This window comes from Bacillus mycoides, assembly GCF_000832605.1.
Classification (GTDB): Bacteria; Bacillota; Bacilli; order Bacillales; family Bacillaceae_G; genus Bacillus_A; species Bacillus_A mycoides.
On the sequence record NZ_CP009692.1, the window covers coordinates 2852010 to 2874831 of the forward strand.

At 34.1% G+C, this 22822-nt stretch carries 27 protein-coding genes and 2 pseudogenes; 22 read left to right on the forward strand and 7 right to left on the reverse strand.

The annotated features are described in order from the left end of the window. Positions 1 to 100: 100 nt before the first annotated feature. Positions 101 to 326, reverse strand: a pseudogene (locus tag BG05_RS32170) (IS4 family transposase); the annotation flags it as partial. Positions 327 to 395: 69 nt separating this feature from the next. On the opposite strand from BG05_RS32170, the gene BG05_RS16555 reads away from it, so the two are divergent. From BG05_RS16555 to BG05_RS16565, 3 genes are read left to right on the forward strand one after another with little or no spacing between them, the layout of a single operon-like run. Beyond that, positions 396 to 1931, forward strand: coding sequence for a spore germination protein (locus tag BG05_RS16555; RefSeq protein ID WP_002120381.1), 1536 nt, complete (start codon positions 396 to 398; stop codon positions 1929 to 1931). A gap of 4 nt (positions 1932 to 1935) precedes the next feature. Beyond that, positions 1936 to 3036 (forward strand): GerAB/ArcD/ProY family transporter, encoded by a 1101-nt coding sequence (locus BG05_RS16560; protein WP_003190135.1) that lies wholly within the window; start codon positions 1936 to 1938, stop codon positions 3034 to 3036. Beyond that, positions 3033 to 4136, forward strand: a complete 1104-nt coding sequence (locus BG05_RS16565) for a Ger(x)C family spore germination protein (protein WP_002168107.1) — start codon at positions 3033 to 3035, stop codon at positions 4134 to 4136. Before BG05_RS16560 ends, BG05_RS16565 begins: the two co-directional genes overlap by 4 nt. 339 nt (positions 4137 to 4475) lie before the next feature. Here BG05_RS16565 and BG05_RS16570 read toward each other — a convergent pair whose 3' ends face one another. Next, positions 4476 to 4673: a hypothetical protein gene (locus BG05_RS16570; RefSeq protein WP_033712249.1), complete on the reverse strand. Its 198-nt coding sequence runs from the start codon at positions 4671 to 4673 to the stop codon at positions 4476 to 4478. 231 nt (positions 4674 to 4904) lie between these two features. Between BG05_RS16570 and BG05_RS16575 the strand changes: the two genes are divergently transcribed. After that, complete coding sequence (locus BG05_RS16575; protein WP_003190140.1) at positions 4905 to 5225, forward strand: DUF3892 domain-containing protein; 321 nt, start codon at positions 4905 to 4907, stop codon at positions 5223 to 5225. Between the two features lie 86 nt (positions 5226 to 5311). Here the strand turns inward: BG05_RS16575 and BG05_RS16580 are convergent, their stop codons facing one another. Both BG05_RS16580 and pdxR read right to left on the reverse strand, forming a co-directional pair. Beyond that, positions 5312 to 5752 carry a YaiI/YqxD family protein gene (locus BG05_RS16580; RefSeq protein WP_002120370.1) on the reverse strand — a complete coding sequence of 147 codons (441 nt, stop codon included), beginning with the start codon at positions 5750 to 5752 and terminating at the stop codon, positions 5312 to 5314. 80 nt (positions 5753 to 5832) lie between these two features. Next, a complete protein-coding gene (gene pdxR / locus BG05_RS16585; RefSeq protein WP_002168109.1) occupies positions 5833 to 7275 on the reverse strand; it encodes a MocR-like pyridoxine biosynthesis transcription factor PdxR in 1443 nt (480 codons plus the stop codon). A gap of 124 nt (positions 7276 to 7399) precedes the next feature. Here pdxR and BG05_RS16590 point away from each other — a divergent pair, with 124 nt between their 5' ends. Continuing rightward, the gene (locus BG05_RS16590; RefSeq protein ID WP_002120365.1) at positions 7400 to 8311 is read left to right on the forward strand and encodes a DMT family transporter; all 912 of its coding nucleotides are present in this window, start codon (positions 7400 to 7402) and stop codon (positions 8309 to 8311) included. An 18-nt stretch (positions 8312 to 8329) separates the two neighbouring features. Here the strand turns inward: BG05_RS16590 and BG05_RS16595 are convergent. Continuing rightward, positions 8330 to 8750 (reverse strand): annotated as a pseudogene (locus BG05_RS16595) (NUDIX domain-containing protein). Between the two features lie 96 nt (positions 8751 to 8846). Here BG05_RS16595 and BG05_RS16600 point away from each other — a divergent pair. The 7 genes from BG05_RS16600 to BG05_RS16630 all read left to right on the forward strand — a co-directional run bounded on the left by BG05_RS16600 (position 8847) and on the right by BG05_RS16630 (position 13842). After that, on the forward strand, positions 8847 to 9248 hold the full coding sequence (locus tag BG05_RS16600) for a DUF3980 domain-containing protein (protein ID WP_002084779.1): 402 nt from the start codon (positions 8847 to 8849) through the stop codon (positions 9246 to 9248). Between the two features lie 17 nt (positions 9249 to 9265). Further along, entirely contained in the window at positions 9266 to 9736 is a 471-nt protein-coding gene (locus BG05_RS16605) for a GNAT family N-acetyltransferase (RefSeq protein ID WP_002120359.1), read from the forward strand. Between the two features lie 47 nt (positions 9737 to 9783). Continuing rightward, positions 9784 to 10674 (forward strand): AraC family transcriptional regulator, encoded by an 891-nt coding sequence (locus BG05_RS16610; protein ID WP_003190152.1) that lies wholly within the window; start codon positions 9784 to 9786, stop codon positions 10672 to 10674. Between the two features lie 23 nt (positions 10675 to 10697). Beyond that, positions 10698 to 11648, forward strand: a complete 951-nt coding sequence (locus BG05_RS16615; protein ID WP_003190155.1) for a serine hydrolase domain-containing protein — start codon at positions 10698 to 10700, stop codon at positions 11646 to 11648. 79 nt (positions 11649 to 11727) lie between these two features. After that, positions 11728 to 12027: a hypothetical protein gene (locus BG05_RS16620; RefSeq protein ID WP_033734116.1), complete on the forward strand. Its 300-nt coding sequence runs from the start codon at positions 11728 to 11730 to the stop codon at positions 12025 to 12027. A 293-nt stretch (positions 12028 to 12320) separates the two neighbouring features. Next, positions 12321 to 13346 (forward strand): SDR family oxidoreductase, encoded by a 1026-nt coding sequence (locus BG05_RS16625; protein WP_002127960.1) that lies wholly within the window; start codon positions 12321 to 12323, stop codon positions 13344 to 13346. 64 nt (positions 13347 to 13410) lie between these two features. Continuing rightward, entirely contained in the window at positions 13411 to 13842 is a 432-nt protein-coding gene (locus tag BG05_RS16630) for an SMI1/KNR4 family protein (RefSeq protein WP_003190159.1), read from the forward strand. A 61-nt stretch (positions 13843 to 13903) separates the two neighbouring features. Here the strand turns inward: BG05_RS16630 and BG05_RS16635 are convergent, their stop codons facing one another. Then, on the reverse strand, positions 13904 to 14101 hold the full coding sequence (locus BG05_RS16635; protein ID WP_003190161.1) for a hypothetical protein: 198 nt from the start codon (positions 14099 to 14101) through the stop codon (positions 13904 to 13906). A gap of 195 nt (positions 14102 to 14296) precedes the next feature. On the opposite strand from BG05_RS16635, the gene BG05_RS16640 reads away from it, so the two are divergent. The 6 genes from BG05_RS16640 (at position 14297) to BG05_RS16665 (ending at position 17959) form a co-directional block, all read left to right on the forward strand. Beyond that, entirely contained in the window at positions 14297 to 14686 is a 390-nt protein-coding gene (locus BG05_RS16640) for a GntR family transcriptional regulator (protein WP_001167593.1), read from the forward strand. Next, on the forward strand, positions 14674 to 15546 hold the full coding sequence (locus tag BG05_RS16645) for an ABC transporter ATP-binding protein (protein WP_041867999.1): 873 nt from the start codon (positions 14674 to 14676) through the stop codon (positions 15544 to 15546). The genes BG05_RS16640 and BG05_RS16645 overlap by 13 nt, the downstream gene beginning before the upstream one ends. After that, positions 15534 to 16151, forward strand: coding sequence for an ABC-2 transporter permease (locus BG05_RS16650; protein WP_002127955.1), 618 nt, complete (start codon positions 15534 to 15536; stop codon positions 16149 to 16151). The genes BG05_RS16645 and BG05_RS16650 overlap by 13 nt, the downstream gene beginning before the upstream one ends. A 29-nt stretch (positions 16152 to 16180) precedes the next feature. Further along, on the forward strand, positions 16181 to 16474 hold the full coding sequence (locus tag BG05_RS16655) for a YfzA family protein (RefSeq protein WP_000202089.1): 294 nt from the start codon (positions 16181 to 16183) through the stop codon (positions 16472 to 16474). A 351-nt stretch (positions 16475 to 16825) separates the two neighbouring features. Beyond that, the gene (locus tag BG05_RS16660; RefSeq protein ID WP_016127192.1) at positions 16826 to 17293 is read left to right on the forward strand and encodes an NUDIX hydrolase; all 468 of its coding nucleotides are present in this window, start codon (positions 16826 to 16828) and stop codon (positions 17291 to 17293) included. A 21-nt stretch (positions 17294 to 17314) separates the two neighbouring features. Further along, entirely contained in the window at positions 17315 to 17959 is a 645-nt protein-coding gene (locus tag BG05_RS16665) for a hypothetical protein (protein WP_016127191.1), read from the forward strand. 47 nt (positions 17960 to 18006) lie between these two features. Here the strand turns inward: BG05_RS16665 and BG05_RS16670 are convergent, their stop codons facing one another. Next, positions 18007 to 19950: an elongation factor G gene (locus BG05_RS16670; RefSeq protein ID WP_003190174.1), complete on the reverse strand. Its 1944-nt coding sequence runs from the start codon at positions 19948 to 19950 to the stop codon at positions 18007 to 18009. A gap of 290 nt (positions 19951 to 20240) precedes the next feature. Between BG05_RS16670 and BG05_RS16675 the strand changes: the two genes are divergently transcribed. The 4 genes from BG05_RS16675 to BG05_RS16690 all read left to right on the forward strand — a co-directional run bounded on the left by BG05_RS16675 (position 20241) and on the right by BG05_RS16690 (position 22479). Beyond that, on the forward strand, positions 20241 to 20669 hold the full coding sequence (locus BG05_RS16675; protein WP_000204168.1) for a MarR family winged helix-turn-helix transcriptional regulator: 429 nt from the start codon (positions 20241 to 20243) through the stop codon (positions 20667 to 20669). 18 nt (positions 20670 to 20687) lie between these two features. Beyond that, entirely contained in the window at positions 20688 to 21326 is a 639-nt protein-coding gene (locus tag BG05_RS16680; RefSeq protein WP_003190177.1) for a nitroreductase family protein, read from the forward strand. Positions 21327 to 21373: 47 nt separating this feature from the next. Further along, positions 21374 to 21667, forward strand: coding sequence for a putative quinol monooxygenase (locus BG05_RS16685; protein ID WP_000583822.1), 294 nt, complete (start codon positions 21374 to 21376; stop codon positions 21665 to 21667). Positions 21668 to 21972: 305 nt separating this feature from the next. Next, positions 21973 to 22479: a DUF3902 family protein gene (locus tag BG05_RS16690; RefSeq protein WP_002127948.1), complete on the forward strand. Its 507-nt coding sequence runs from the start codon at positions 21973 to 21975 to the stop codon at positions 22477 to 22479. Positions 22480 to 22822 lie beyond the last annotated feature (343 nt).

A 22822-nucleotide genomic window follows, 5' to 3' on the forward strand; every position in this document is an offset into this window, starting at 1 on the left:
GACGTTTGATAAAGATTAGGACTATGTATCTGAAAAAACAATTGATCTATTCACAAAGCATTCTCGTTAAACAAATGGAACCATAAATTTTCTCATTTTACTTTCCTGATCCTACATGAACATGTAGAAACTGACCACTTGGTAAAGCATACTCTAGTTGAAATTTTACACTAGCATTTTGGCTACTCCGATCCAATCCTGATATGTAGAAGCAAATTCATAAAATCTTAAAATATTTTATAATACAGTGTAAAGATATGGTGAAAATAGATTGTTTACAAAGTTGGAATTTTGCTTGAAGAACAAAATTGCTGCTGAAGTAAATAGTGGTATAAATCCTTTTAAACTATACACAATAAAAATACTGAAAAGTCTTTTCGAGGGGAGTCAATGTTGTGTTTTCTATATTTAAATTTTTAAAACAAGGACGTTATTCTATAAATGATTCGGAGAACAGAAATTCAAATGTTCAGAAAGAAACTATGGGAAATCATAATATCAGCTGTGACTTATTCCAAAACACAAATGATCTTCAAAAGCTTTTTCAACAAGCTCCTGATTTGGTAATTCGTCAATTTCAACTAGTAAATAAATCAGAAGCCGCTTTGATATACTTATCTGGATTAACAGATAAACAATCTATTCATAATAATATACTGCCCCCTTTGATGCATAACCCATTTGATGTTAGTAATGGTCTACCTGTCACAATAGGAGAAATTCAAACAATCAATACTTGGAATCAAGTCGAAAATGCTATTTTTCAAGGGGATAGTATTTTATTAATTCACGGTCAAAACACAGGGTATCAACTAAATACAAAAGGATGGCCACAAAGAGATATAACAGAACCTAGAAATGAAATATCTCTAAAAGGGACGCATCAAGGGTTTGTAGAAACATCTAGTCAGAATATAGCTTTAATACGAAGATATATTCCTAATAGAGAGTTAGTATTAAAAGAGGTTTTAATTGGAAGTAGAGGGAAGACCAAAGTATCTATTTTATATTTAAGAGATGTAGCTTCTCAAGATGTACTTAAGGAATTGGAAACTAGATTTCAAAATATTAAGGTGGACTCGATTATTAATACTGGCGAAATAATTGAATTTATTGAAGATAATCCATATTCACCCTTTCCGCAGTTTATCTTGACCGAAAGACCAGATTCAACTGTATCACACATCCTTCAGGGGAGATTCGCCATTGTTGTGGATCGAAGTCCAAATGTTTTGATTGCCCCCATAAATTTCATTTCCTTCTTTCAATGGGTAGATGACTACAACACACGTTGGTTAGTATCTTCCTCTGTTCGATTACTACGTTTTATAAGTTTTTTTATAGCCTTATTGTTACCTGCAACATATGTAGCGTTTATTTCATTTAATTATGAAGTTATTCCTGTACAGCTCTATTTATCAATTGCAGAATCGAGAGAACGCGTTCCGTTTCTTCCGGTGATAGAAGCTTTACTTATGGAGATTACCTTAGAAATGATGAGAGAGGCTGCCCTTCGTTTACCCACTCCCATTAGCCAGACCGTAGGGATTGTTGGAGGTATTGTGATTGGACAAGCTGCTGTTCAAGCAGGGATTGTGAGTAATATCATGATTATTATTGTTGCTATTACAACTATAGCTTCTTCTATTGTTCCTAATTTTGAAATGGGTTTGGCAATAAGATTACTGCGTTTTCCTATGATGTTATTAGCTGCTTTATTTGGAATTGTAGGAATTATTATCGGCTGGATGACTATAATTGCACATCTTATAAGTTTAGAGTCTTTAGGTACTCCTTATGGTAGTCCTTTGTCACCTTTTCGAATATCAGGTATGAAGGACACGTTCGTTCGCTTTCCTTTGTGGTCAATGAAGAGAAAATCTAAAAATATTACGAAGAATCACAAAGAAACCAATCCTGATAAAGGGTGAAAATATGAAAAAATATGCATATAATGACATCACTGTCATGCAATACATCTTTATTATTAATGCCTCACAAGTAGGAACTGGAATTCTGTCCCTTCCAAGGGTACTTGCAGAAAAAGCTGGAACAGATAGCTGGATAGCACTATTTATTGGTTGGTTTTGCGCTATGACTGCCAGTATTTTGCTAATTCAAACAGCCAAACACTATCCAAATGATACCTTATATGAAATTCTTATTCGATTGTTTGGGAAAATCATTGGTACCATGGTAATTATTCTTTATATGATATATTTTGCTTTTTACGCATGGACAGTTCTAATTAATGGCATGCTTTATATTAAGGGCTGGCTTCTTCCAAAAACACCCGACTATATTATTTTATTTCTATTCTCTATTCCAACCTTTTTGGTTGCACGCAATGGTGTTCGGATAATAGGTCGATACTGCGAATTATGCTTTTATATGACAATGTGGATTCCATTTTTTTTCTTCATACCATTAAAAGATAGCAATTGGTTACACTTTCTTCCAGTATTAAAGGAGGGTTGGAAACCTGTCTTTTCGGCTGTTCCGTCTACTATCTTTTCCTTTATAGGATTTGAAATTGCATTTTTTCTTTATCCTTTTTTGCAAAAAAAGCAATATGCAACGCAAGGAATTATTATAGCAAATACCTTAACATTTATATTTTATCTATTTACTATCCTTATCTGCTTTTCGTACTTCAGTCCAGATGCAATTTTAGAGTTTAATCAACCTGTACTAAACTTGCTTAAAGTTATTGAATTTCGTTTTTTAGAACGGTTTGATATGATTTTATTGGCTATTTATCTAATTGTCGTCTCTACTGCATGGATTCCTTGTGTATACGGTGCTGTATTTTGTTCTAGTCAACTAATTGGAAAACAAGATAATACTCTTCATGTAGCTATTTTATTATTGGCAGTAATTATAGTAACGTTTTGGATCCATCCCTCATGGAATGAATCTGAACTATTTCAAAAGCTTACATCGAAAGCTGGACTTGTATTAGCTTTCTTATTCCCTGTATTTTTATGGATATATAACTTAATCCACAAAAAATACTTTCGGAGGGAAGCACATTGAAGCAGAAAATATTATGCAGTGTTTTAATTCCGCTAATATTGCTCACTGGGTGTTTAGACCAAATGAATGTAGAAGATGTTACACTCACGCTTATACTGGGTTTAGATTTGGACGAAAATGATAATTTGAAAGTATACTTATCCAGTCCTGTTTTCAATAAAGAAGCCAAGATTAAAGAGGAACAATATGGTGTGAAATCTGTTACAGTGCGAAACTCTCGTGAAAAATTCGACACCATGGCTATGGCTTTGACATCGGGAAGCAAGACACAACTTATTTTGATTGGTAAGCGACTTTTAAAACAAAAGAAGTGGGCGGATTATTTAGATCCTTTTTATCGAGATCCCAAAAATACGGTTACTACAAGAATTGTTGCTGTGGATGGACCTGTTTCAGACATAATTTATTATGCTCCCAAAAATAAACCACGTCTTCCTATATATTTGGCAAAATTAATTGAGACTGCACATAGAAGAAATATTACTGTAAAAACTACTCTTCAAGATTTTCATAACCAAACAAAAGAAAAAGGAATGACGGCGAGTGTTAGCGCACTTAAAAAGAATAACAATATAAAGTTGATAGGTTCAGCATTACTTGATGAACAGAATAGATATAAGCTAACTATTACACCAAAAGAAAATTTATTATTAAGTATCTTACAGAATCACATACAGGGAGAATTTCCATTTACTATTGCCGTACCGCTACAATCTGAAAGCAAAGAAAAACATTGGTTAAGCTTTAATACTCAAAGTACCAAAGTAAAAACAAACGTACAATACAAAAATCATTTTATGTTTAATATAAATGTACATATGAGAATTTCAATTTCAGAACGACTGTTTCCTTTTAATGTTAGGAATGATGGAGAAAGATTAGAAAGAAGCATTGAAAAACAGTTAAAAAGTGATTTAGAACGTTTAATAAAGAAAATACAAAAAGCAGAAATTGATCCTATAGGATTGGGGTTGTATGCACGAGCTTATACATATAAAGATTGGAAAAGAGTCCAAAAGAAATGGGGAAAAGCATTATCGAAGGCTGATGTTAAAGTTAATGTACATGTTAAAATTGGTGGAATGGGTACAATCAAGTAACAAGAACTCAGAGTAATAATTTTTTTAGAAACTTCCTGGGTAGCATCACATCTCCATCAGCTTAAAGGTTCATAGCGTCCTTAGAACGTAATTTTTTGTTAGTCTGTAACAAAAAAGTACATTTTTTTCTTTTTTGGGGTGTTTACTTTTCTTAAGTTGATGCGCATGGGTCACCATACCATTTCGGGGAAATTGTACGTTTAGACACAATTTGGACGCAAATTAACCGATTCCCTGTACGTTAAGGAATCGGTATTTATAATACAGGTTAAAATAAACAGCACTGTAGACTAATTGCTATGGTGTTTTAGCAGATGAAATAACCCATACTTTATATAGCTAAGGTTCATTATTTACGTCTATTTCTGTATGAACTTTAAAATGAGGGACCTCAGCCAATAGAACATAGGCAATCTTATAATCAGGTGTTACATAACCATCATAAACACGTCCATATATTTCATTCCCGATTGAGTCCGTCCATACTTCAGCTTCTCTCAATGTCTCAAATATAATGTTTTCACTATTCCATTTGATATTCATCTGAACAGCTCTATTTCTTAAATGTTTTCGATATAATATTATCAGTTTTGAGTATCTTATATTGAGAGGTACTCTATAAAGTTCTAAAATAAATTTGTAATAGATTGAAAAATTATGATCCGGGTTATCTTTTTGAGGGAGTGTATTTTTGTGAACTTGATGGAAGAAGTACATAAAACCAATACCTTCCAAACATACTAATAAAATATTTTGGAGGTGAGTTTTATGGATAAAAAAGACTTTCAAAAAGTTTATAATGATTACTTACATCAAGGAGAAGAGCAAGCTCAATTGGAAGTAGTCCAGGACCAGGAAGTCGATTCGGGAGCAGAACAAATTGTTGCCGTTCGTAAAAATGATGATGGGGATTTAATTGCTTTTAAGACAAGTAGCGGGAGAGAGTTAGATTATATTACTGCTCTTAGTGAAGCGAAATCAGGGAAGTTAGTTCATGTGGACCTATTTCATAAGTATGGTAGAGATATTATACGTAGTGAACCTGATGGAATAAAGGAAAATAACTTAGATAATTTACCTTCATTTTAAACAGGTAAACCTCAAGAAGAGAATGTTCATTTGGATATTCTCTTCTTTGTTTTGCGAAGTTTTCCTTGCAAATAGACGGTTCATTTTTAAAGTGCGACTATACTTTTAAAGAGCACTCTAAACTTCTCTTTATCTTCTGCTGTAAATGGTTTCGGTCCCTTTGTACGCTTACCGCTTTTTCGAACCATTGCACTTAAATACCGTGTTTGTAACAATTGTTCAATGTTTTCATTCGTATACTTATAGCCTTTATGGTGTAGAACGATACAGCCTTTTGCTAAAGCTAGCGAAGCAAGACCATAATCTTGCGTTACGATTAAATCTTCTTTTTTGGCTAATTGCATTATTCGGTAATCCGCAGCATCTGCTCCGGAATCAACATAAATTGTTTCTACACCTTTTGGTTGTTCCGCATTAGAATAATGAGAAAAGCTAGTAACGAGGGTAACGGGAATTTCTGCATTCGTAGCCTCTAAAATAATTACATCTTTTACAGGACAAGCATCTGCATCAACGTAGATCTTCATTTTATCACTCCTATGAATAGGTTCGTGTTGATAATAATGGTAGATTTTGCTTTTGTCAAACGAGACTTCTTTACATAATGTTATTTCCCACAAACCAAAATAGCCTCACGCAAACGAGAAATACCTTTTTCAATTTGATCAATATTCACTTTCCCGTAAGATAAACGAATATAACCGTCTTTAGCACCGAAAATACTACCCGGCATAAAGGCGATTTCTTGTTTTAAGCTTTGCATAATGAGTTGTTTTTCGTTTATCGGTTCGTTTAATTTTCCCCATATGTATATACCACCGGTCGGGCTTGAGAAAGAGATTTTATCGTGAAGTTGCTCGTTTAGGGCACGAACGATAATGTCTCTTTTTTCTGCAAGTTGTTTTCGTAACGGTACGATATGCGACTGAAATGGTACAGTTTCGAAAAATTGTTGTATAAGCCACTGCGGGAATATACTCATTCCTAATTCCATTTGGTGACGCGCATCTGATAATCGCTCTACGACAGACTGCGGAGCGACAAGCCAGCCAACTCGTAACCCTGGCGCAATCATTTTTGATAAGGAATGAACATAAATGACAGTTCCGTTTTCATCAATCGATTTTAAAGTAGGGCAAGGTTGTTTATTTTCTAGCGTAAGTAAACTAGACGGATCATCTTCAACGATCGCAATTCGTAAGTCTGCGCAAAGTGATAGCAGTTTCTTTCTACGGTTTGGATGCAGCATCGTTCCCGTAGGGTTTTGGAAATTTGGATTTAGAAAGATCATTTTAATACGATGCTTTCTATATAACTCTTGCACATCGTCTGGATTAATACCGTGTTCATCGACAGGTAATGGAAAAATACGAATACCTGCCGATTGGAATAACGGTAATGAATAACAGTGTGAAGGGCTTTCGAAAGCGACTGCGTCACCTGGATTTAATAAACATTGTACAATAAGGTGAAGTGCTTGTTGGGCGCCGGATGTAATCATAATCGATTGTTCGGTCGCTTCAACTTTTAAATATTCCTTCATATATTTTACTACCGCTTGTCTTAGCGGGAGATACCCCTGGGGATGATCGTAACTTAATGACTGCGTTAACGGTTGTTCTCGTAAAATCGTTTGTAGTTGATCGTGAGGATAGAGATTACAACCGAGCTCTCCGTTTGCGAAATCTATAATGTTCTCATTTTGTTGTACTTCTGCCCGAATATGGCGAAGTAATGGTAAGTTTGGTAAGAAAGTACCACCTTCTACGAAATTTCTCCAATTCGGCGTTAATGTTGGAGAAACGCCCCACATATGTGTACTTACACGTGTACCTTTACCAGTCGTACTTTCTACAATTCCCATAGCACGTAGTTCATTATAAGCAGTCGTTACCGTACTTCGGTTTACATTTAACTGTGTAGCTAATTTCCGTTCTGAAGGGAGGAAGCTTCCTGGAGGAAGTTCTCCGTATGTAATACGTTTCTCAATAAAGTCAACTACTTGCTGATAAATTGGGATTTTACTGTCGTTATCTAGCTTCCATTCCATACAAACGCCTCCGCAAATCTTATATACATTAAGTATAACAAATTGGCTGGGTAAAAAAACAGCCAATTGGACGGTGTTATATCCAGCCAATTTTACTATGCTAAATAGGGAAGGGGAGATTCGGATGAAACGATGGCAAATGGAATGGCTCCTAGTATCAGTAGCATTAGTATGGGGAGCAAATTATACAATTGGAAAGTATGGCGTGGCATATATGTCATCCATTCAATTTAATAGTTTACGATTTTTAGTAGCATCACCGGTATTATTACTTATTACATTTTTAATGGAACGCTCATTACGTATTGAAAGAAAAGATTGGTTACGATTACTAGCAGTCGGTATCGTTGGAACGACAATGTATCAAACGATGTTTATGCTATCTGTAAAATATACTTCAGCAACGAACGCCTCATTATTAATTGCGATGTCACCTATATTTACAGGGATATTAGCAGTATTGCACAAACAAGAACGTTTTTCGATGAAAGTACAAATTGGTTCAATAGTAGCGTTTATTGGTGCAGCATTCGTTTTATTAACAGGGCATACGGGAGGAGCTACATACGAGTATGCGTGGCTCGGAAATGTAATTGGATTAGTCGCAGCAATTGCGTGGGGATGGTATCCCATTTTAGCGCAACCACTTATCACAAAATACTCCGCAATGAGAGTCACATCATGGTCTACTTTAATTGGAATTGTACCTCTCGTTATATACTGTTTATTCAACGTAAATACATTAACGTGGCCAGTAGATACGCCAAGCTGGGGATCACTAGCATATTCAATCGTCTTTGCGACAATCTTCGGACTTGCAATGTGGTATGTCGGTATTAGTAAAATCGGTTCAACGAAAGTAATGGTTTATATGTATCTCGTACCATTGTTCGCAGTTATCTTTGCAGCTGTAACAATTGGAGAGCAAATCAATATGATGCAACTTGTTGGCGGTCTTATTATCTTTATCGGTTTATATGTTGTAAAAAAAGGCGGAATCAAAAAGACAGCTCTCAATTTGAAAAAAGTAAGCTAACAGTAAAAAGGATCTCTTTCACATAGAAGGAGATCCTTTTTTATTTAGTAGTAAAAGTGCTTGTTCAACAGCCCATTTTTGATGATCATGAATTAAATGTTCTATAGCAAGCGATGGAGACATCCATTGTAAAATATGGTCTTATTCATGAACTTCAACTTCATGAATCTTCTTTTTCGGCATAAAAATATCGTGCTGCATTACCGATAGAACGATCAATTTCAATCGCCCAACCTAATTCCTCTAGTAATTCACGATGTAAACATGCTTCTTTCGTTTCCGTACTTTCCATACCGTCACCAGGTAAAAAGTAATGTTCTCCTTTTTCGATGATAGCTATTTTTGAGCAAGTATTGTTAAAAATAACCGCATAGCAACTAGGCCGTAATACATACTGGACGGTAGGGTTTTTAGAGATAAATGTCGGTTTCGAAATCATAAAACACGACCTTTCTCTATAAAATACATAAAAGGGATATTAAGGCAAATCTAGAATTATGTAAGTATAATCTTATATGAGTGGAGTGATATCAACATGATAAATCGAAAGTGTTCAAGGTGTAAAGAAATAACAGGTACAATACATGGTGGTAAAAAAATAAATGAAGAATTTTTGTGTGAAGATTGTCTACAAAAAGGAATTGCGAGCGGGGAAATCGAATTATCACAAGTGGAAGAAGAACAAACTTCGTATCTTTCTATAAAAATATTAAAAATAATGAGTGTTATTTATTTAATAGTATCTATTATAACTGCTTTTTCTGCTGGAGCACTTATACAGGATCCAGGGCTTGGTGGAATATCATTTTCAATAACAGGTGCAGTTGGTGTTATGGTAATTGGATCGATATTCCAGTCTGTTCTTGTATTTTCAGGTATTTGGGTATTCATTCTGTTAGTCGAAACGGTTATTAAAATATATGAAAAAATGAAGTGAGTGAGAGGGAGAAATACATGCGAGTAAGAAATATTCAAAGGGAAGATTATGTAAAGATTCATTCTGTATTAAATGATTGGTGGGGCGGAAGAGACATGGCTAGTATGTTGCCAAAATTGTTTTTCGTCCATTTTCAAGAAACGAGTTTTATCATTGAAGAAGATGGCGAAACGTTAGGTTTTCTATGTGGTTTCTTTTCACAAACGCATAAAGATGAAGCGTACGTTCATTTTATCGGTGTAAATCCGAAGTTTAGACGAAAAGGAATCGCATCGACGTTATATTCTTATTTCTTCGATAGCGCTCGTGCAAATAACCGTAAAGTTGTAAAAGCGATAACGTCACCAGTTAATAAAAAGTCAATTGAATTTCATCAAGAAATCGGATTTCAAATTGAAGCTGGGGATGATGAGATAGATGGTGTATCCGTACATACAAATTATGATGGGAACGGCGGGAGTAGAGTTTTATTTTTAAAAAATGTGTAAAGTAGGCTGACGTAAAGTTAGTCTTTTTGTTGTGAGGAGGGATAAATGTGGAGAGTTCTCAAAGTAGAAACGAGTATTTACGACGTGTTTATAAAGTGCAAGACTATATAGAATCACATATAAATGATTCACTTTCAATTGAAGATTTAGCTAATGTGGCAGGCTTCTCAAAATTTCATTTTCATAGAATTTTTAAAGGGATGATGGATGAGCCGTTATCTCGGTATGTGAATCGTTTGAAATTAGAGAGGGCAACACACCTTCTTACTTATCGTACAGATATGACGATTACAGACATTGCGTATTACTTCGGGTTCACAGATTCAGCAGTTTTCTCCCGGACATTTAAAAGTTATTACGGAGTAAGTCCGTCTCACTATAGAAATCACAATAGCAAGAATTGCAAAGACGTAAGTGAAACTTCTCAATACAATGAGTGTAAGAAGGTTCGAGGAGAGGTCGAAATTGTAACAGCGGACAAAGTAAACGTCGCATACATAAGACATGTAGGTACATATAAAGATTTAGCTATAGATTTTCCGAAAATGATAGAAAAACTATTTCATTACGCATCGGAGCAAAACTATCATGTATTTGAGGATACGAAAGTATTAACCATTTACCACGATCATCATGAATTTACTGAGGACTATCATTTAAGAACAAGTCTATGTATAACAATTCCAGATGAGTCCGCAGTAGAAACGAGCGACATTGGAATAATGGTAATACCTTCAGGCAAGTATGCGGTAGGTCATTTTGAAATATTCCAAGATGAATATAAAGGAGTATGGAATTTCTTGTACGGTGACTGGTTGCCAAATAGCGGATATAAACCGAAAGATTCGTATCCTTTCGAAGTATATAGAAATGATCCAAGGCAGCATCCCGAACATAAACATATAGTTGATATATATGTACCTATCGAACCTTTTTAATCATAGATTAAGGGGGAAGAACGATGAAAACTGCTGAACAGTTAGATTGGACTATAAAAGAAAACTATAAAAATATAAATGGTGTATTCGTTGTACAAAAAGGTAATGTTACTTTTGAAAATTATTATAATGGTTACGGTCCAGATGATGCACGTCATGTAGCATCTGTCACAAAGACGATAATCTCCGCGTTAATTGGGATATGTGTAGATAAAGGGTATATAAAGAGCGTTGATCAAAAAGTAATAGAATTTTTCCCAGAATATAATTGTAATTCATCTGAAATAACAGTACGACACCTTCTTACAATGACAGCGCCACATCCTTTCGTAGATTGGCAGGAACCGTTAGAAGAATTATGCACACAAAAGGATTGGGTGCAGTATACGTTAAATAGGGTAGGGAAAGGCGGAGAAATTGGATTTTTTAAATATTCATCTGCAGGAGCTCATTTATTATCAGCAATTATTACGAGCGCAACAGGAAAAAGTGCGCGTGAATTTGCGAATGAATACTTATTTCAGCCGCTTGGCATGAGAGAAATTCCAAACTACAATATGAAATCTTTTGAATTCGATGACTTATTCGGAAAAGATGTGAAAGGATGGGTTCACGATCCAAATGGTATTTCGACGGGCGGCTGGGGACTAACGTTAACAGTTAAAGATATGACTAAGTTTGGACAGATGTATTTGAATGAAGGTATTCATAATGGAAAGGAAATTCTTTCAAAATCGTGGGTACAAGAATCAATAGCGATGAATTCAAATCAATACGGTTACTTATGGTGGTTACGAGAAGAAGATGGGGTCTTTTCATACTGTGCCATGGGTGATGGTGGGAATATGATTTGTTGTATTCCGGAGAAGGAATTGGTGGTGGCGATTGCATCTGAGATTATACCGGAAGCGAAGGATATATGGGGGGAGCTAATTTCAAAATATATTCTTTCTAGTGTACAGTCAAATAATTAAATTTAGTTTAAAATATGGTATGAATTGGAATTTTATACCATATTTTTTGCTATTATATATAAGTAAGAGATTTCACTAGATGGATAAAAGACGTTGTTTGAAAGGTGAGGGTATGATGACAAAGTCTAATGTTGTAGAAATCATTTCAGCTTTAGTAGCTATTATCGGTGTGTATGTACTAATAAATGCACCAGAAATGGGGAGTAAGGCAACAAGTGAATCTGTTGCAGATCAGGGCGGTCATATGGATACAAGTACGTATTTAGCTTTATTACAAGGATACGGAAATTCTTATACAATTCTAGGCGCGACTTGTTTATTTATGGGGTTGCTCAGTTTAATTTCGATCATTTCAATTCAAGTATATAAAAGTAAATAGAGGTTGAAAAAACAATGCTCCTGCCAAATTGACAGGAGCATTGCTCGTATAAATAAGTATTTTCGTAGATGTGTACTTATCACTATGACTTAGTTGAAATATTTTTCAACCCCTCTTTATCGTCTTCATTACTGTCGAATTCGATAAAAAGTTATGTCACAAGTTGCAAATTTGGATGACGTTATATTAACTATAGAAAAAAATGAAAAATACCCGTAACTTTTTACAAGGGAAAATCGTTAAACAAAAGAAAAGGTTTTTAATCATGCGCTTGATTGAATGGGGGAAAAAGAATGAAGATTCTAATACTGGGCGGTACACGTTTTTTAGGAAGGGCTTTCGTAGAAGAGGCTTTGAATAGAGGGCATGAAGTTACATTATTCAATCGTGGAACAAATAAAGAAATTTTTCCTGAAGTGGAGCAGTTAATTGGTGATAGAACTGATGATGTTTCAAGTTTAGAAAATCGAAAATGGGATATGGTCATAGATACATGTGGATTTTCTCCTCATCACATTAGGAATGTAGGAGAAGTACTTAAAGATAATATAAAGCACTATACATTCATCTCAAGCCTTTCCGTATATAAAGATTGGATCCCGCATCACATAAAAGAAGATTATAAATTACTACCTGAACCACCAAGTGATAAGGTAAAAGCTGTAGAGAATGGTGAAATATCTCCTTATGAGTATTACGGTGCGCTTAAAGTATTATGTGAAAAAGAAGCAGAGAAGTATTGGCCGGGGCGTGTTTTACATGTAAGAGCAGGACTTCTTTCAGGAATGTTTGATTATACAGATCGGCTTCCATACTGGATTCAGCGCGTAGCAAAGGGAGGAAAAGTGTTAGTTCCAGGAAGGAAAGACCGTCCAGTGCAGTTCGTTGATATAAAAGACGTCGCAAGCTTTGGACTAAACATGGCAGAAAACAATAAAGTAGGTACATTTAATGTAACGGGTCCGAAAGATGAGCTGACGATGGAAGAGCTATTAAATATGAGTAAAAAGGTTACGAATAGCGACGCTGCATTCGTTTGGGTTGATGAATCGTTTATGCATGAGAATAAAGTACAGCCATGGACGGAAATGCCATTGTGGCTTCCAGAAACTTTTTCATTAGAAGGTGAAACAGATCCGTGGAAAGGTGGATTCTCTATTAATATAGAGAGCGCAGTTAAAGAGGGTCTTACTTTTAGAAGGTTAGAAGATACTGTTACAGACGTGTATGCGTGGATGAAGAGTATGGACGAATGGGAATTAAAAGCAGGTATTTCAGGCGAGAGGGAGAAGGATTTGTTAGAAAAGTGGTATCAATAAATTTAGAGGAGCCACATTGTATATACTGGATTGAACATGAGGGACCGCAAGGAGGAAAAAGGTTATGTGGAAAAATACCATTCGCAGTATTTCAGCAAACTTAAGTTTGAAAAATCCCGCTACGAAGGATGAACTCGCTGAAGTTCAAAAAAATTTGCAGTTGGAGTTACCGAATGATTTATATCAATTATTACAGGAAACAAATGGTATAGAAGGTGAATATGGACAATTTATTTGGGATGCCTCAAAAATTAAAATTGAAAATATGAATATGAGAAATATAATTGATTTTAAAGATTTATATATGCCTTTTGACTGTTTATTATTTTTTGCTGATGGCGGAAATGGTGATTTGTTTGGCTATTCCATTTTGAATGGAATAGTGCAAAGAGATGATATATATGTATGGAACCATGAAAATGATAGCAGAACGTGGGTTGCGCCTTCTTTAAAGATTTTTATGGTGTGGTGGGAGAGTGGAAAGATAACAATTTAAACATAGTATCAAGAAAAAACGCCTTGTTAATAAAGAAACAAGGCGTTTTTCGTATATAAATCTACCACTCAATCGGTCTTTCTCCATACATTTCCCATAGCATAGGAAACATCTTTTTCAATCCTTCCTCGTCACCTTCATACCAGTCTAACTTGATATCAACTTCCTCAGATTGTTCTTCTGTTTCAAACTCTTTTGCTTTCACACTATCAGCTGTGCCAATTTCTCCGTAAAACACAACGTAGTCTTTATACCGCATTAGATAGCAGTAAGACCTCCACCTCAAAATCGAGCAAATACGAGGAAGACCCGTATAAATAAGTTGTATGAATTACATTTATTATTAGATTGTGTTTGTGACTATATTTTGGAAATTTTCTGTTGATTTACAATGTACGATAGTATATATTGTATATAAAGTATATATACAATATTTTTAAAAAGAGGTACTTGCATGCAAATCGTTATTACGAACACTTCAAAGGAACCTATTTATGAACAAATTGGTGTCCAAATAAAAAAACTTATTTTACTAGGTGATTTAAAGCAAGGAGATGCTCTTCCTTCAATGCGTCAGTTAGCAAAAGATTTAAGAGTAAGTATTATTACAACGAAAAGAGCATATGAAGAACTGGAAAAAGACGGTTTTATTTATTCAATTGTCGGAAGGGGGTCCTTTGTAGCAGAACAAAACATTGAAACTATGAAAGAAAAAAAATTAAAGACAGTTGAAGAAAAGTTGTGTGAAGCGATTCAAAATGCTAAACAAATGGATGTTTCTTTAAATGATCTAAAAGAAATGCTTACAATTTTATACGAGGAGGAAAACTCTTGGAAAACGTAATAGAACTTCAAAATGTCAGTAAATCTTTTAAAGGATTTCAAATTAAAAATTTTTCGATGGAAGTAAAAAAAGGATTTGTTACGGGTTTTATTGGGGGGAATGGATCAGGTAAATCTACAACGATTAAAATGATTATGAATCTAATGAACCCGGATAGTGGAAATGTCTCCTTATTTGGCATGAACTATTCGACTGATGCGAAGCGAATTAAAGAAAGAATTGGTTTCGTTTATGACGATAATGTGTTTTATAATGAACTCACATTAAAGGAAATTACTAAAATTATTGCGCCTGCTTATAAAAAATGGGATTTTAACCAATTTACATATTATAAAGATCTGTTCGAATTACCATTAAATAAAAAAATGAAAACATTCTCCAAAGGAATGAAAATGAAAGCCTCTCTTGCAATTGCCCTTTCACATCATGCTGAACTAATTATTATGGATGAGCCTACTTCCGGACTCGATCCGGTATTTAGAAGAGAATTATTGGATGTTTTACAAAATATTATGCAGGATGGTGAGAAAACTATCTTTTTCTCATCTCATATTACAACGGATTTAGACCGCATTGCCGATTATATTACATTTATTCAAAATGGGAAGCATATTTTTACAAAAGATATTTATGCCATTGCAGAAGATTATATTTTGGTCAAAGGACCACTAGATATGTTAGATTTTGATACCGAGCGTGAATTTATATCTGTATGTAAGGCAAATACAGGTTTCGAGGGATTGATTGAAAATGTAAATTCTATCGAAACTTTATTTAATAAAGAAGTGGTGATTGAAAAACCAAGTTTAGAGGATATTATGTATTTCATGAAAAAGGGGGAGTCAAGATGCTTAATTTAATTAAAAAGGATTTGATTTTACAAAAAACTTTTTTACCTGCTTATCTCTTATTTCTAGTTACCTATTTGTGGGCCGGCATGGATGTAGCATATGTCATAATCATTTGTAGTGCCGTTTTTGTAATTAACACATATCAATCTGATGATAAAGATAATGCTAATATTTTAGTAAACTCATTACCGTATACTAGGAAGGAAATTATAAGTTCAAAATACGTTGGAACCTTATTTTTTACAATAGTAATCATCCCATTTTGTTTAGTTGGAAAATATTTCATTTTAGACAGCATGGAATTTCAACTTTCCTTAGAAAGTTACATCCTAGGCTTCTTGGCAGTCATGCTGATTACTGCATTTTACATCCCATTTTTTGTTGCATTTAAAGTGAAAACACTTGTACCAGTTTTTATACTTTTATCTATTGGAGTTATATATTTAATGCGAAATACTCCATATTTATTAAATAAATATGCTAATGGCGTACTGACCTTTTTAAAAGAGATTTCAGATTTGAAATTATTTCTTATATTTGCTGTCATAGCAGTGGGGTGCTATGGGGTTTCATGGATATTATCTATTCGTATCTATCAGAACAAGGCTCTTTAATAGCAAGTTCTAAAAGGAGGATCATTTAAATGACATCAAAAAAAGGGCGTCCTATTCGAATACGAAATTGGCTGAAAACTCTTGGAGCATTTTTCGTTATGCAACTAATTTTTATCATCCTTGATATGAATTCGTGGATACCGAACTTCAAGGAAGGAGGAGTTGGGGAGCGTCTCGTTAATTCAGAGTTCTTTACGGAATGGTTCGCTCCTTATAAAACAAAGCAATTTAACGTATTAACGGTAGTTATGGCTATTTTATTATTCTTAAATGTATTAACAAGTGCAATAAAAGATGCTTTTTCTAGAAAAAGAATTAATTAGCACATAAGTTGACCTTGCGTCTTTTTTAATAATGTCTTAACAATATTTAAATACAATAGGGGAAAGATAAAAACTCCATTTATTGAAGTTTTACTTTATCTTTTATAATGATTCCTTATAAATTATTTGATTTTTCAGTTTTATATATTGGCAATGTTTTCATTCGTCCCCCATAATGCTTCTCTAGTGTGTGCAGTGATTGTGACATATGTATTTATACTTGTGATGACAAATGATGCGTATTGTTTTTGGAAAGTTAAAAAATAATTGAATGAAATAGAAAAATTTAGTAATCTTATTTGTACAGCACATACATAATAGTTTTGTAATGATACATTGGAGGGGTTTGTTGTGGATCTTACGTTTAAAGTAGAGGAAACATGTTTTAATTACCGAGTCGGAGCAATTTGTAAACATGATAATAAAATACTCATTCTGCAAGGTGACGGTGAAGATTTTTGGTACGTACCAGGCGGAAGAGTGAAAATGCTAGAAAATAGTGAAGATGCGTTAAAACGAGAGCTTGCAGAAGAACTAGGCGTACCTATTGAAGTGAAGAGATTAATATGGTCAGTAGAAAACTTCTTTACACTTTCTGAGCGAAAGTTTCATGAGATTAGTTTTTATTATGAAGTAGAATTGCATGAATTACCTGCAAATGGGGCGGATCAATATATTCTTGAAGAAGCAGGTAGAAAATATTTATTTAAGTGGGTGCCGGTAGAAGAGTTACATGCATATAACTTACAGCCAGCGTTTATAAAAGATAAAGTAAAGGATGTATCAGTTCATACAGAACATATCGTTTTACAAAAGTAAGCGTGCTTGGAGGGGAAAACGGTGAAGGGGACTAAAAAAGAGATACATATAGATGATAAAGTCATTCGTTACACACATATCGAAAAAGGTTCTAATACAATTTGTTTTATGTTCTCAGGTTCAGGCTACAATTATGACAAGCCGTTATTTTATTATGCAACGATGCTTATGCTTGAAAATAAAATAGATGTAGTACATATTCATTATTCCTACGATGGACAATTAATGGAAAAGCCAATGGAAGAAATAACGAAAGTAATGATGGATGATATTAATCCTGTCATTATTGAAGTGCTAAAAAGTGGGCAATATAGCAATTCGATGTTTTTAGGAAAATCACTCGGAACAATCCCGATTGCGAATGATTTAATGAAGAGAGAAGAATTTCTACGGTCAAAAATGATATTGCTTACACCATTACTAACTTTTGATTCTATTTTTGATTCGATCTTACATAGTCATCACGAAGGGCTTTTAGTAATTGGAGATAAAGATCATCAATATAATGCAAATCAAATAAATCAGTTACATAAAACGAATTTACAGATTGAAGTTGTCAAAAACGCTAACCATTCTGTAAATGTTGGAGAATTTGAAACCGAGAATTCGATCGAAGCGATAGCAAAAATAATAGAAAAACTTAAAGAAGTTGTTAGGAAAAACTAACCTATCAATACATGCAAAAAGAGGTGCGAATGGCACCTCTTTTTTATTTAATAAGCCTTCAAAACACGAAGAAAATAATCCCTCCGATTTAGCGGATTAAAGTCAACACGTTTTCGAGTAGGAAAGGGAGCCGTAAGTTTTGTGAAACCAGTTGGCTTTGTTATAAAGATACCTTCTCCTTCAGTAAATGAATGGAGCATTCGTTTAAAATCCTCTGTTTTTGCAACAGGTAATGATCCTGTTAAATGGTAAGAATCATTATGCAACGTAGGCTCTGCAAAAGTTGCTGGGATAGCAGCTAGTTTATACATTGCGGTACTAATTGCGTGCTCTGGAACAGTTAATTCAAATTCATTTATTGGTTCAAATACACATGTTTTGGCTTGTTTTAAAGCATCCATTAATACGAGCGGTGTTAAATTTCTAAAGTCACTCGCTGTTGTAACAGGACTGGCATAGCCGGTATGTGTTAATGTGACGATAATGTCCGTAACTTCCCATCCAAATAAACCTTGTTTTAACGTTTGAAATACTGTATCTTCAATCGCTTTATGAAATGCTAAAGGCAGTGATCCAAGTTCAACACCTAAGTTATACGTTATGCCAGAGTTAAGCGCGCCACGTTCAACTTTGAACCCAATTGTTGCGTAAAAAGGATTTTCTTTTTCACCCATTACTTCAACGCTATTCCCTAAGTCAATTGGTTTTTCAATACATACAACTCGCGTGTTTGAAAAGGTAACTTGTAGACGGTATTTTTCATAAAGTGTTGTTTCAATAACTTCTTTTTGCACTTCACCGAAAAGGCGAATGTATAGTTCATTATGAACATTGTCTTTCCAAACCTTAATGAGAGGATCTTCTTCGCATAGCTCCATAAGTGCAGCGTATAAATCATGAATTCGTTCTTTAGGCACTGCTTCAATAGCAGCTTCCATTTGTGGTTCGGCAAAGTGAATATCCTTTATATAATCCGTCCGCTTACCGATAATATCACCAATTTTAATATTCGTAAGTCCCCACACTTTGCAAAACTCTCCGCTTTGAACAGTAGAAGATTGAACGGCATCTCCATTATGAAACATGCACATTTTTTTAATCTTTTCCTTATGTGGTAGAGACTCTCCACGCTGTATATCAACATATTTTCTAACGTGTAAACAACCAGAAAATAGTCTTACGTAAGCAATCTTTTCGCCAGAAGATTCACGTTCAATTTTAAAAACAACACCGGATAATGTTTCATCTTGTGCCGATTTAGTAGCTGGAATTAAGGCTGAAATATTTTTAAGTAATTCAGTTACTCCTATACCTGTCATTGCTGAACCAAAAAAGATAGGAAACACATTTGCTTGCTGTATTTGCTTTTCGAGTTCTTTTCTTAATAGTGCATCCGGTATTATTTCGTTATTTACATATGACTCAAGCAATGATTCGTTAAATGGTGCTAATCGTTCAATACAATCGTCATAAGATTTATATTCAATAATCCGAGCGTCCTTTGTACCTTCGTTTTCTACAGAGTAGAAGGGGGATGCTTCATTTGAAAGAAGCTCTTTTATTTGTTTCACAACTTTTTCAGTATTTGCGCCACTACGGTCTATTTTATTAACAAATAATATAGTAGGTATGTTTAATTTCTGTAATGTCTGCATTAAAATCTTTGTTTGTGCTTGCACACCTTCAACGGCAGAGATAACTAAAATCGCACCGTCTAAAACGCGGAATGATCGCTCCACTTCAGCGATAAAATCAGCGTGTCCAGGTGTATCAATGACATTTACTTTTAAACTGTCAATAAAGAAAGAAACGACCGATGCTTTAATCGTAATTCCGCGTTGTCTTTCTAATTCCATTGAGTCAGTTTGAGTATTACCACTATCTACTCGGCCAACTTCTTTAATCACATTCGTTTCATAAAGAATACGCTCAGTCAAACTCGTCTTGCCAGCGTCTACGTGCGCGACAATCCCTATATTTATTGTTGTCATATATAAATATCCTCATTTCATTTTCCATGTTCATTTCCTCATTTCTATTTGTGTATTGCCGCATTACAATCACTCTCCAGTCATTTGAATTATTACTATTATAATGTAATTTACATTTTTTGTAACGTCATAAAACGTCTTATTTTGGAAAAATATTAATAGACGAATTTCAAAAAAATAAATAGTGAAAACAAAATGCTTGCATTATAAATCGATATAGATTATATTAATTGACATATCAACTATTGATACATCAAATATTTTTGTTTTGCATGTAAAGGAGGGGTAATTTGACAAGTTCATGCTCAAAAGAAGCAATAATTTTATATAAATTACACTTTCTAAATAAAGAAGTAAGTTCGAAGTTTGAAGGGTGTACGGGTATGAGTCAATCTAGACTAGAGCTTATACTTCAGTTATATGAAGTAGATGAAATTAGTCAAAAAGCACTTCAGCAAGAAGTGAATATTGATAATGCCGCGATTACGAGGCATTTAAAACAGCTGGAAGCAAACGGAATGATTACAAGACGTAAAAATCCAGATGATAACAGAATTACGTTAGTTTCTCTTACAGAAGAGGGGCGAAATAAAATTCAAGTGTATCAAGAGGAAAAAGAGCGTTTCGCTACTTCAGCATTTAAAGGATTAAGTGAAGAAGAACGCGACAATCTTTTAACGATGTTAGACCGCATTCAAGAAAATATAAAAGAACTTTAAAAAAGGGAGAATACAACTATGACTAACTCAGTAAAAACAAATGATTTTAACGAAATTTTAACAGGACGTCGTTCAATTCGTAAGTACGATCCTTCAGTAAAAATTAGCAAAGAAGAAATGACAGAAATTCTTACAGAAGCAACACTTGCACCATCTTCAGTAAACATGCAACCATGGAGATTCCTTGTTATTGAAAGTGACGAAGGAAAAGCAACACTGGCTCCACTTGCAAAATTCAATCAATCTCAAGTAGAAACATCTTCAGCGATGATTGCTGTATTTGGTGACTTAAACAACTTTGATAACGCAGAAGAAATTTACGGTACAGCAGTAGAGCGCGGACTTATGCCAGCTGAAGTAAAAGAAGATCAAATGAAAAAACTTTCAGGTTACTTCTCAATGGTTACACCAGAAGTAATGAAAGATACTGTACTAATTGACGGTGGTCTTGTAGCGATGCAATTTATGTTAGCAGCACGTGCTCACGGCTATGATACTTGCCCAATTGGTGGATTTGAAAAAGACCAAATCGCAGAAGCTTTCGGATTAGACAAAGAGCGTCACGTACCAGTTATGTTAATTTCAATCGGAAAAGCTGCTGACAGTGGTTATCCATCAGTACGTCTTCCAATTGAAAAAGTTGCTGAGTGGAAGTAATTTTATAAAAAAAACAGAAATAAGTGAGATATGAGAGGGGAAACACCATGATTATTATTCACGCAATATTTCAAGTAGACCCAGCAAAACAACAATCATTTTTAGAAGAAATTCAGCCACTACTTCATGGTTCAAGAGAAGAAAGTGGAAATGTATCTTACGATTTATATAAAGATACTGAAAAAGAAAGTGTTTATACGATGGTAGAAGTATGGAAAGATGAAGCAGCAGTTGCGAGTCATAATACGAGTGAACACTTCACATCTTTCGTTAGTAAAGCATCACAGTTTTTAACTGCTCCGCTTGATATAAAGGTTTATAGCGGTGAACTAGTAAAATAATATGGTTATAGAAGATGACTTTGGCGTATGCTGAGGTCATCTTTTTTATTTACTTATATTTAATTGCATGTTAATGTATACTTAATTTTTTAATATCTCTACCAATGGAAAAAGAATATACAAGCTATATGGAACTCTTTGTAGAGTATTGCTTCTTTAATTGTTCATGAGTATATCTTTGTTTTATTAATATAGAATGAAAAAAGGATACGTTAGAGCTAAACGATTAATGGGTAGCATGTTAATAAAAAATTACATGAGTTTAGTAAAAACTTATAATTTATTTTTAAGGGTGTGAAAATATAATGAAACCGGTATTGAAAAGCATACTTATTTCCTTTGCTTTTTCTGCAGTAGGGATGTGTTGGTTGCTGTTCATGTTATTTAGAGGAGGCGGAGACTGGTTATTGTCTTGGATAGGTGTATTAATGGCATATTTATCTTTATACACTTTAATAGATTTATATTGTAAAAATACATACGAAAAAACATTAAATATAGTGCTTATAAAATCAACAGTTACTACCTTTAGTTTTGGAGTATTAGGAATCATATTTGGTATAATACACGAGCTATTAACACCATGGAGTCTCAGTTTAATGGTTTGGTATTGGTTGCTAACTCTACTTTTATTTTTAACGACCATAATATTATTAGTTATTTTAGTATTTGTAAATCGTAAAGATCAAAATTTCCCCGGGGTATATAGATTACTTATACTTCTAAATTTACTTCTTACGTTAGGACCAGTATTGTGGCCACTATTTCTTACTATTATTGGAAATGGCATGAACGCTAGTGCAGGATGGTAAAAGTGAATGAAATAAAAAGTTGATATAGGGTTTTAAGTATGTAAGAGAACGTGTTCTGATAAATTGAAAACACGTTCTTTTTTATTGTTAATCTTAATATGAACTCCTTAAATTTATAAGATAATTCGATTGGGAAAAAGATATGTTACTGGAACAAACATATATGTACCTTTGAAACGAACACAATTAATGAATCATCTTAAAAATAATAAAGACGAGGTGAAATGAAAATAAGGGCAGTTAAGTGGCTGTCCTTATTTTATATGCCCTTTTTATTTTCATGCATAGCTCTTTCTCAGTTTATCGTATCAAAATTTGAACGTAAGTATTTCGTAAGGAATGG

Bases quoted from the DNA above. Each gene is read 5' to 3' on its own strand.
- BG05_RS16580 (WP_002120370.1), bottom strand. From the start codon at position 5,752: ATGAAGATCTACGTTGATGCAGATGCTTGTCCTGTAAAAGATGTAATT.
- BG05_RS16605 (WP_002120359.1), top strand. From the start codon at position 9,266: ATGCGAGTAAGAAATATTCAAAGGGAAGATTATGTAAAGATTCATTCT.
- BG05_RS16670 (WP_003190174.1), bottom strand. From the start codon at position 19,950: ATGACAACAATAAATATAGGGATTGTCGCGCACGTAGACGCTGGCAAG.
- BG05_RS16650 (WP_002127955.1), top strand. From the start codon at position 15,534: ATGCTTAATTTAATTAAAAAGGATTTGATTTTACAAAAAACTTTTTTA.
- BG05_RS16600 (WP_002084779.1), top strand. From the start codon at position 8,847: ATGATAAATCGAAAGTGTTCAAGGTGTAAAGAAATAACAGGTACAATA.
- BG05_RS16590 (WP_002120365.1), top strand. From the start codon at position 7,400: ATGAAACGATGGCAAATGGAATGGCTCCTAGTATCAGTAGCATTAGTA.
- BG05_RS16630 (WP_003190159.1), top strand. From the start codon at position 13,411: ATGTGGAAAAATACCATTCGCAGTATTTCAGCAAACTTAAGTTTGAAA.
- BG05_RS16625 (WP_002127960.1), top strand. From the start codon at position 12,321: ATGAAGATTCTAATACTGGGCGGTACACGTTTTTTAGGAAGGGCTTTC.
- pdxR (WP_002168109.1), bottom strand. From the start codon at position 7,275: ATGGAATGGAAGCTAGATAACGACAGTAAAATCCCAATTTATCAGCAA.
- BG05_RS16635 (WP_003190161.1), bottom strand. From the start codon at position 14,101: ATGCGGTATAAAGACTACGTTGTGTTTTACGGAGAAATTGGCACAGCT.
- BG05_RS16655 (WP_000202089.1), top strand. From the start codon at position 16,181: ATGACATCAAAAAAAGGGCGTCCTATTCGAATACGAAATTGGCTGAAA.
- BG05_RS16575 (WP_003190140.1), top strand. From the start codon at position 4,905: ATGGATAAAAAAGACTTTCAAAAAGTTTATAATGATTACTTACATCAA.
- BG05_RS16640 (WP_001167593.1), top strand. From the start codon at position 14,297: ATGCAAATCGTTATTACGAACACTTCAAAGGAACCTATTTATGAACAA.
- BG05_RS16615 (WP_003190155.1), top strand. From the start codon at position 10,698: ATGAAAACTGCTGAACAGTTAGATTGGACTATAAAAGAAAACTATAAA.
- BG05_RS16560 (WP_003190135.1), top strand. From the start codon at position 1,936: ATGAAAAAATATGCATATAATGACATCACTGTCATGCAATACATCTTT.
- BG05_RS16680 (WP_003190177.1), top strand. From the start codon at position 20,688: ATGACTAACTCAGTAAAAACAAATGATTTTAACGAAATTTTAACAGGA.
- BG05_RS16685 (WP_000583822.1), top strand. From the start codon at position 21,374: ATGATTATTATTCACGCAATATTTCAAGTAGACCCAGCAAAACAACAA.
- BG05_RS16690 (WP_002127948.1), top strand. From the start codon at position 21,973: ATGAAACCGGTATTGAAAAGCATACTTATTTCCTTTGCTTTTTCTGCA.
- BG05_RS16620 (WP_033734116.1), top strand. From the start codon at position 11,728: ATGGATAAAAGACGTTGTTTGAAAGGTGAGGGTATGATGACAAAGTCT.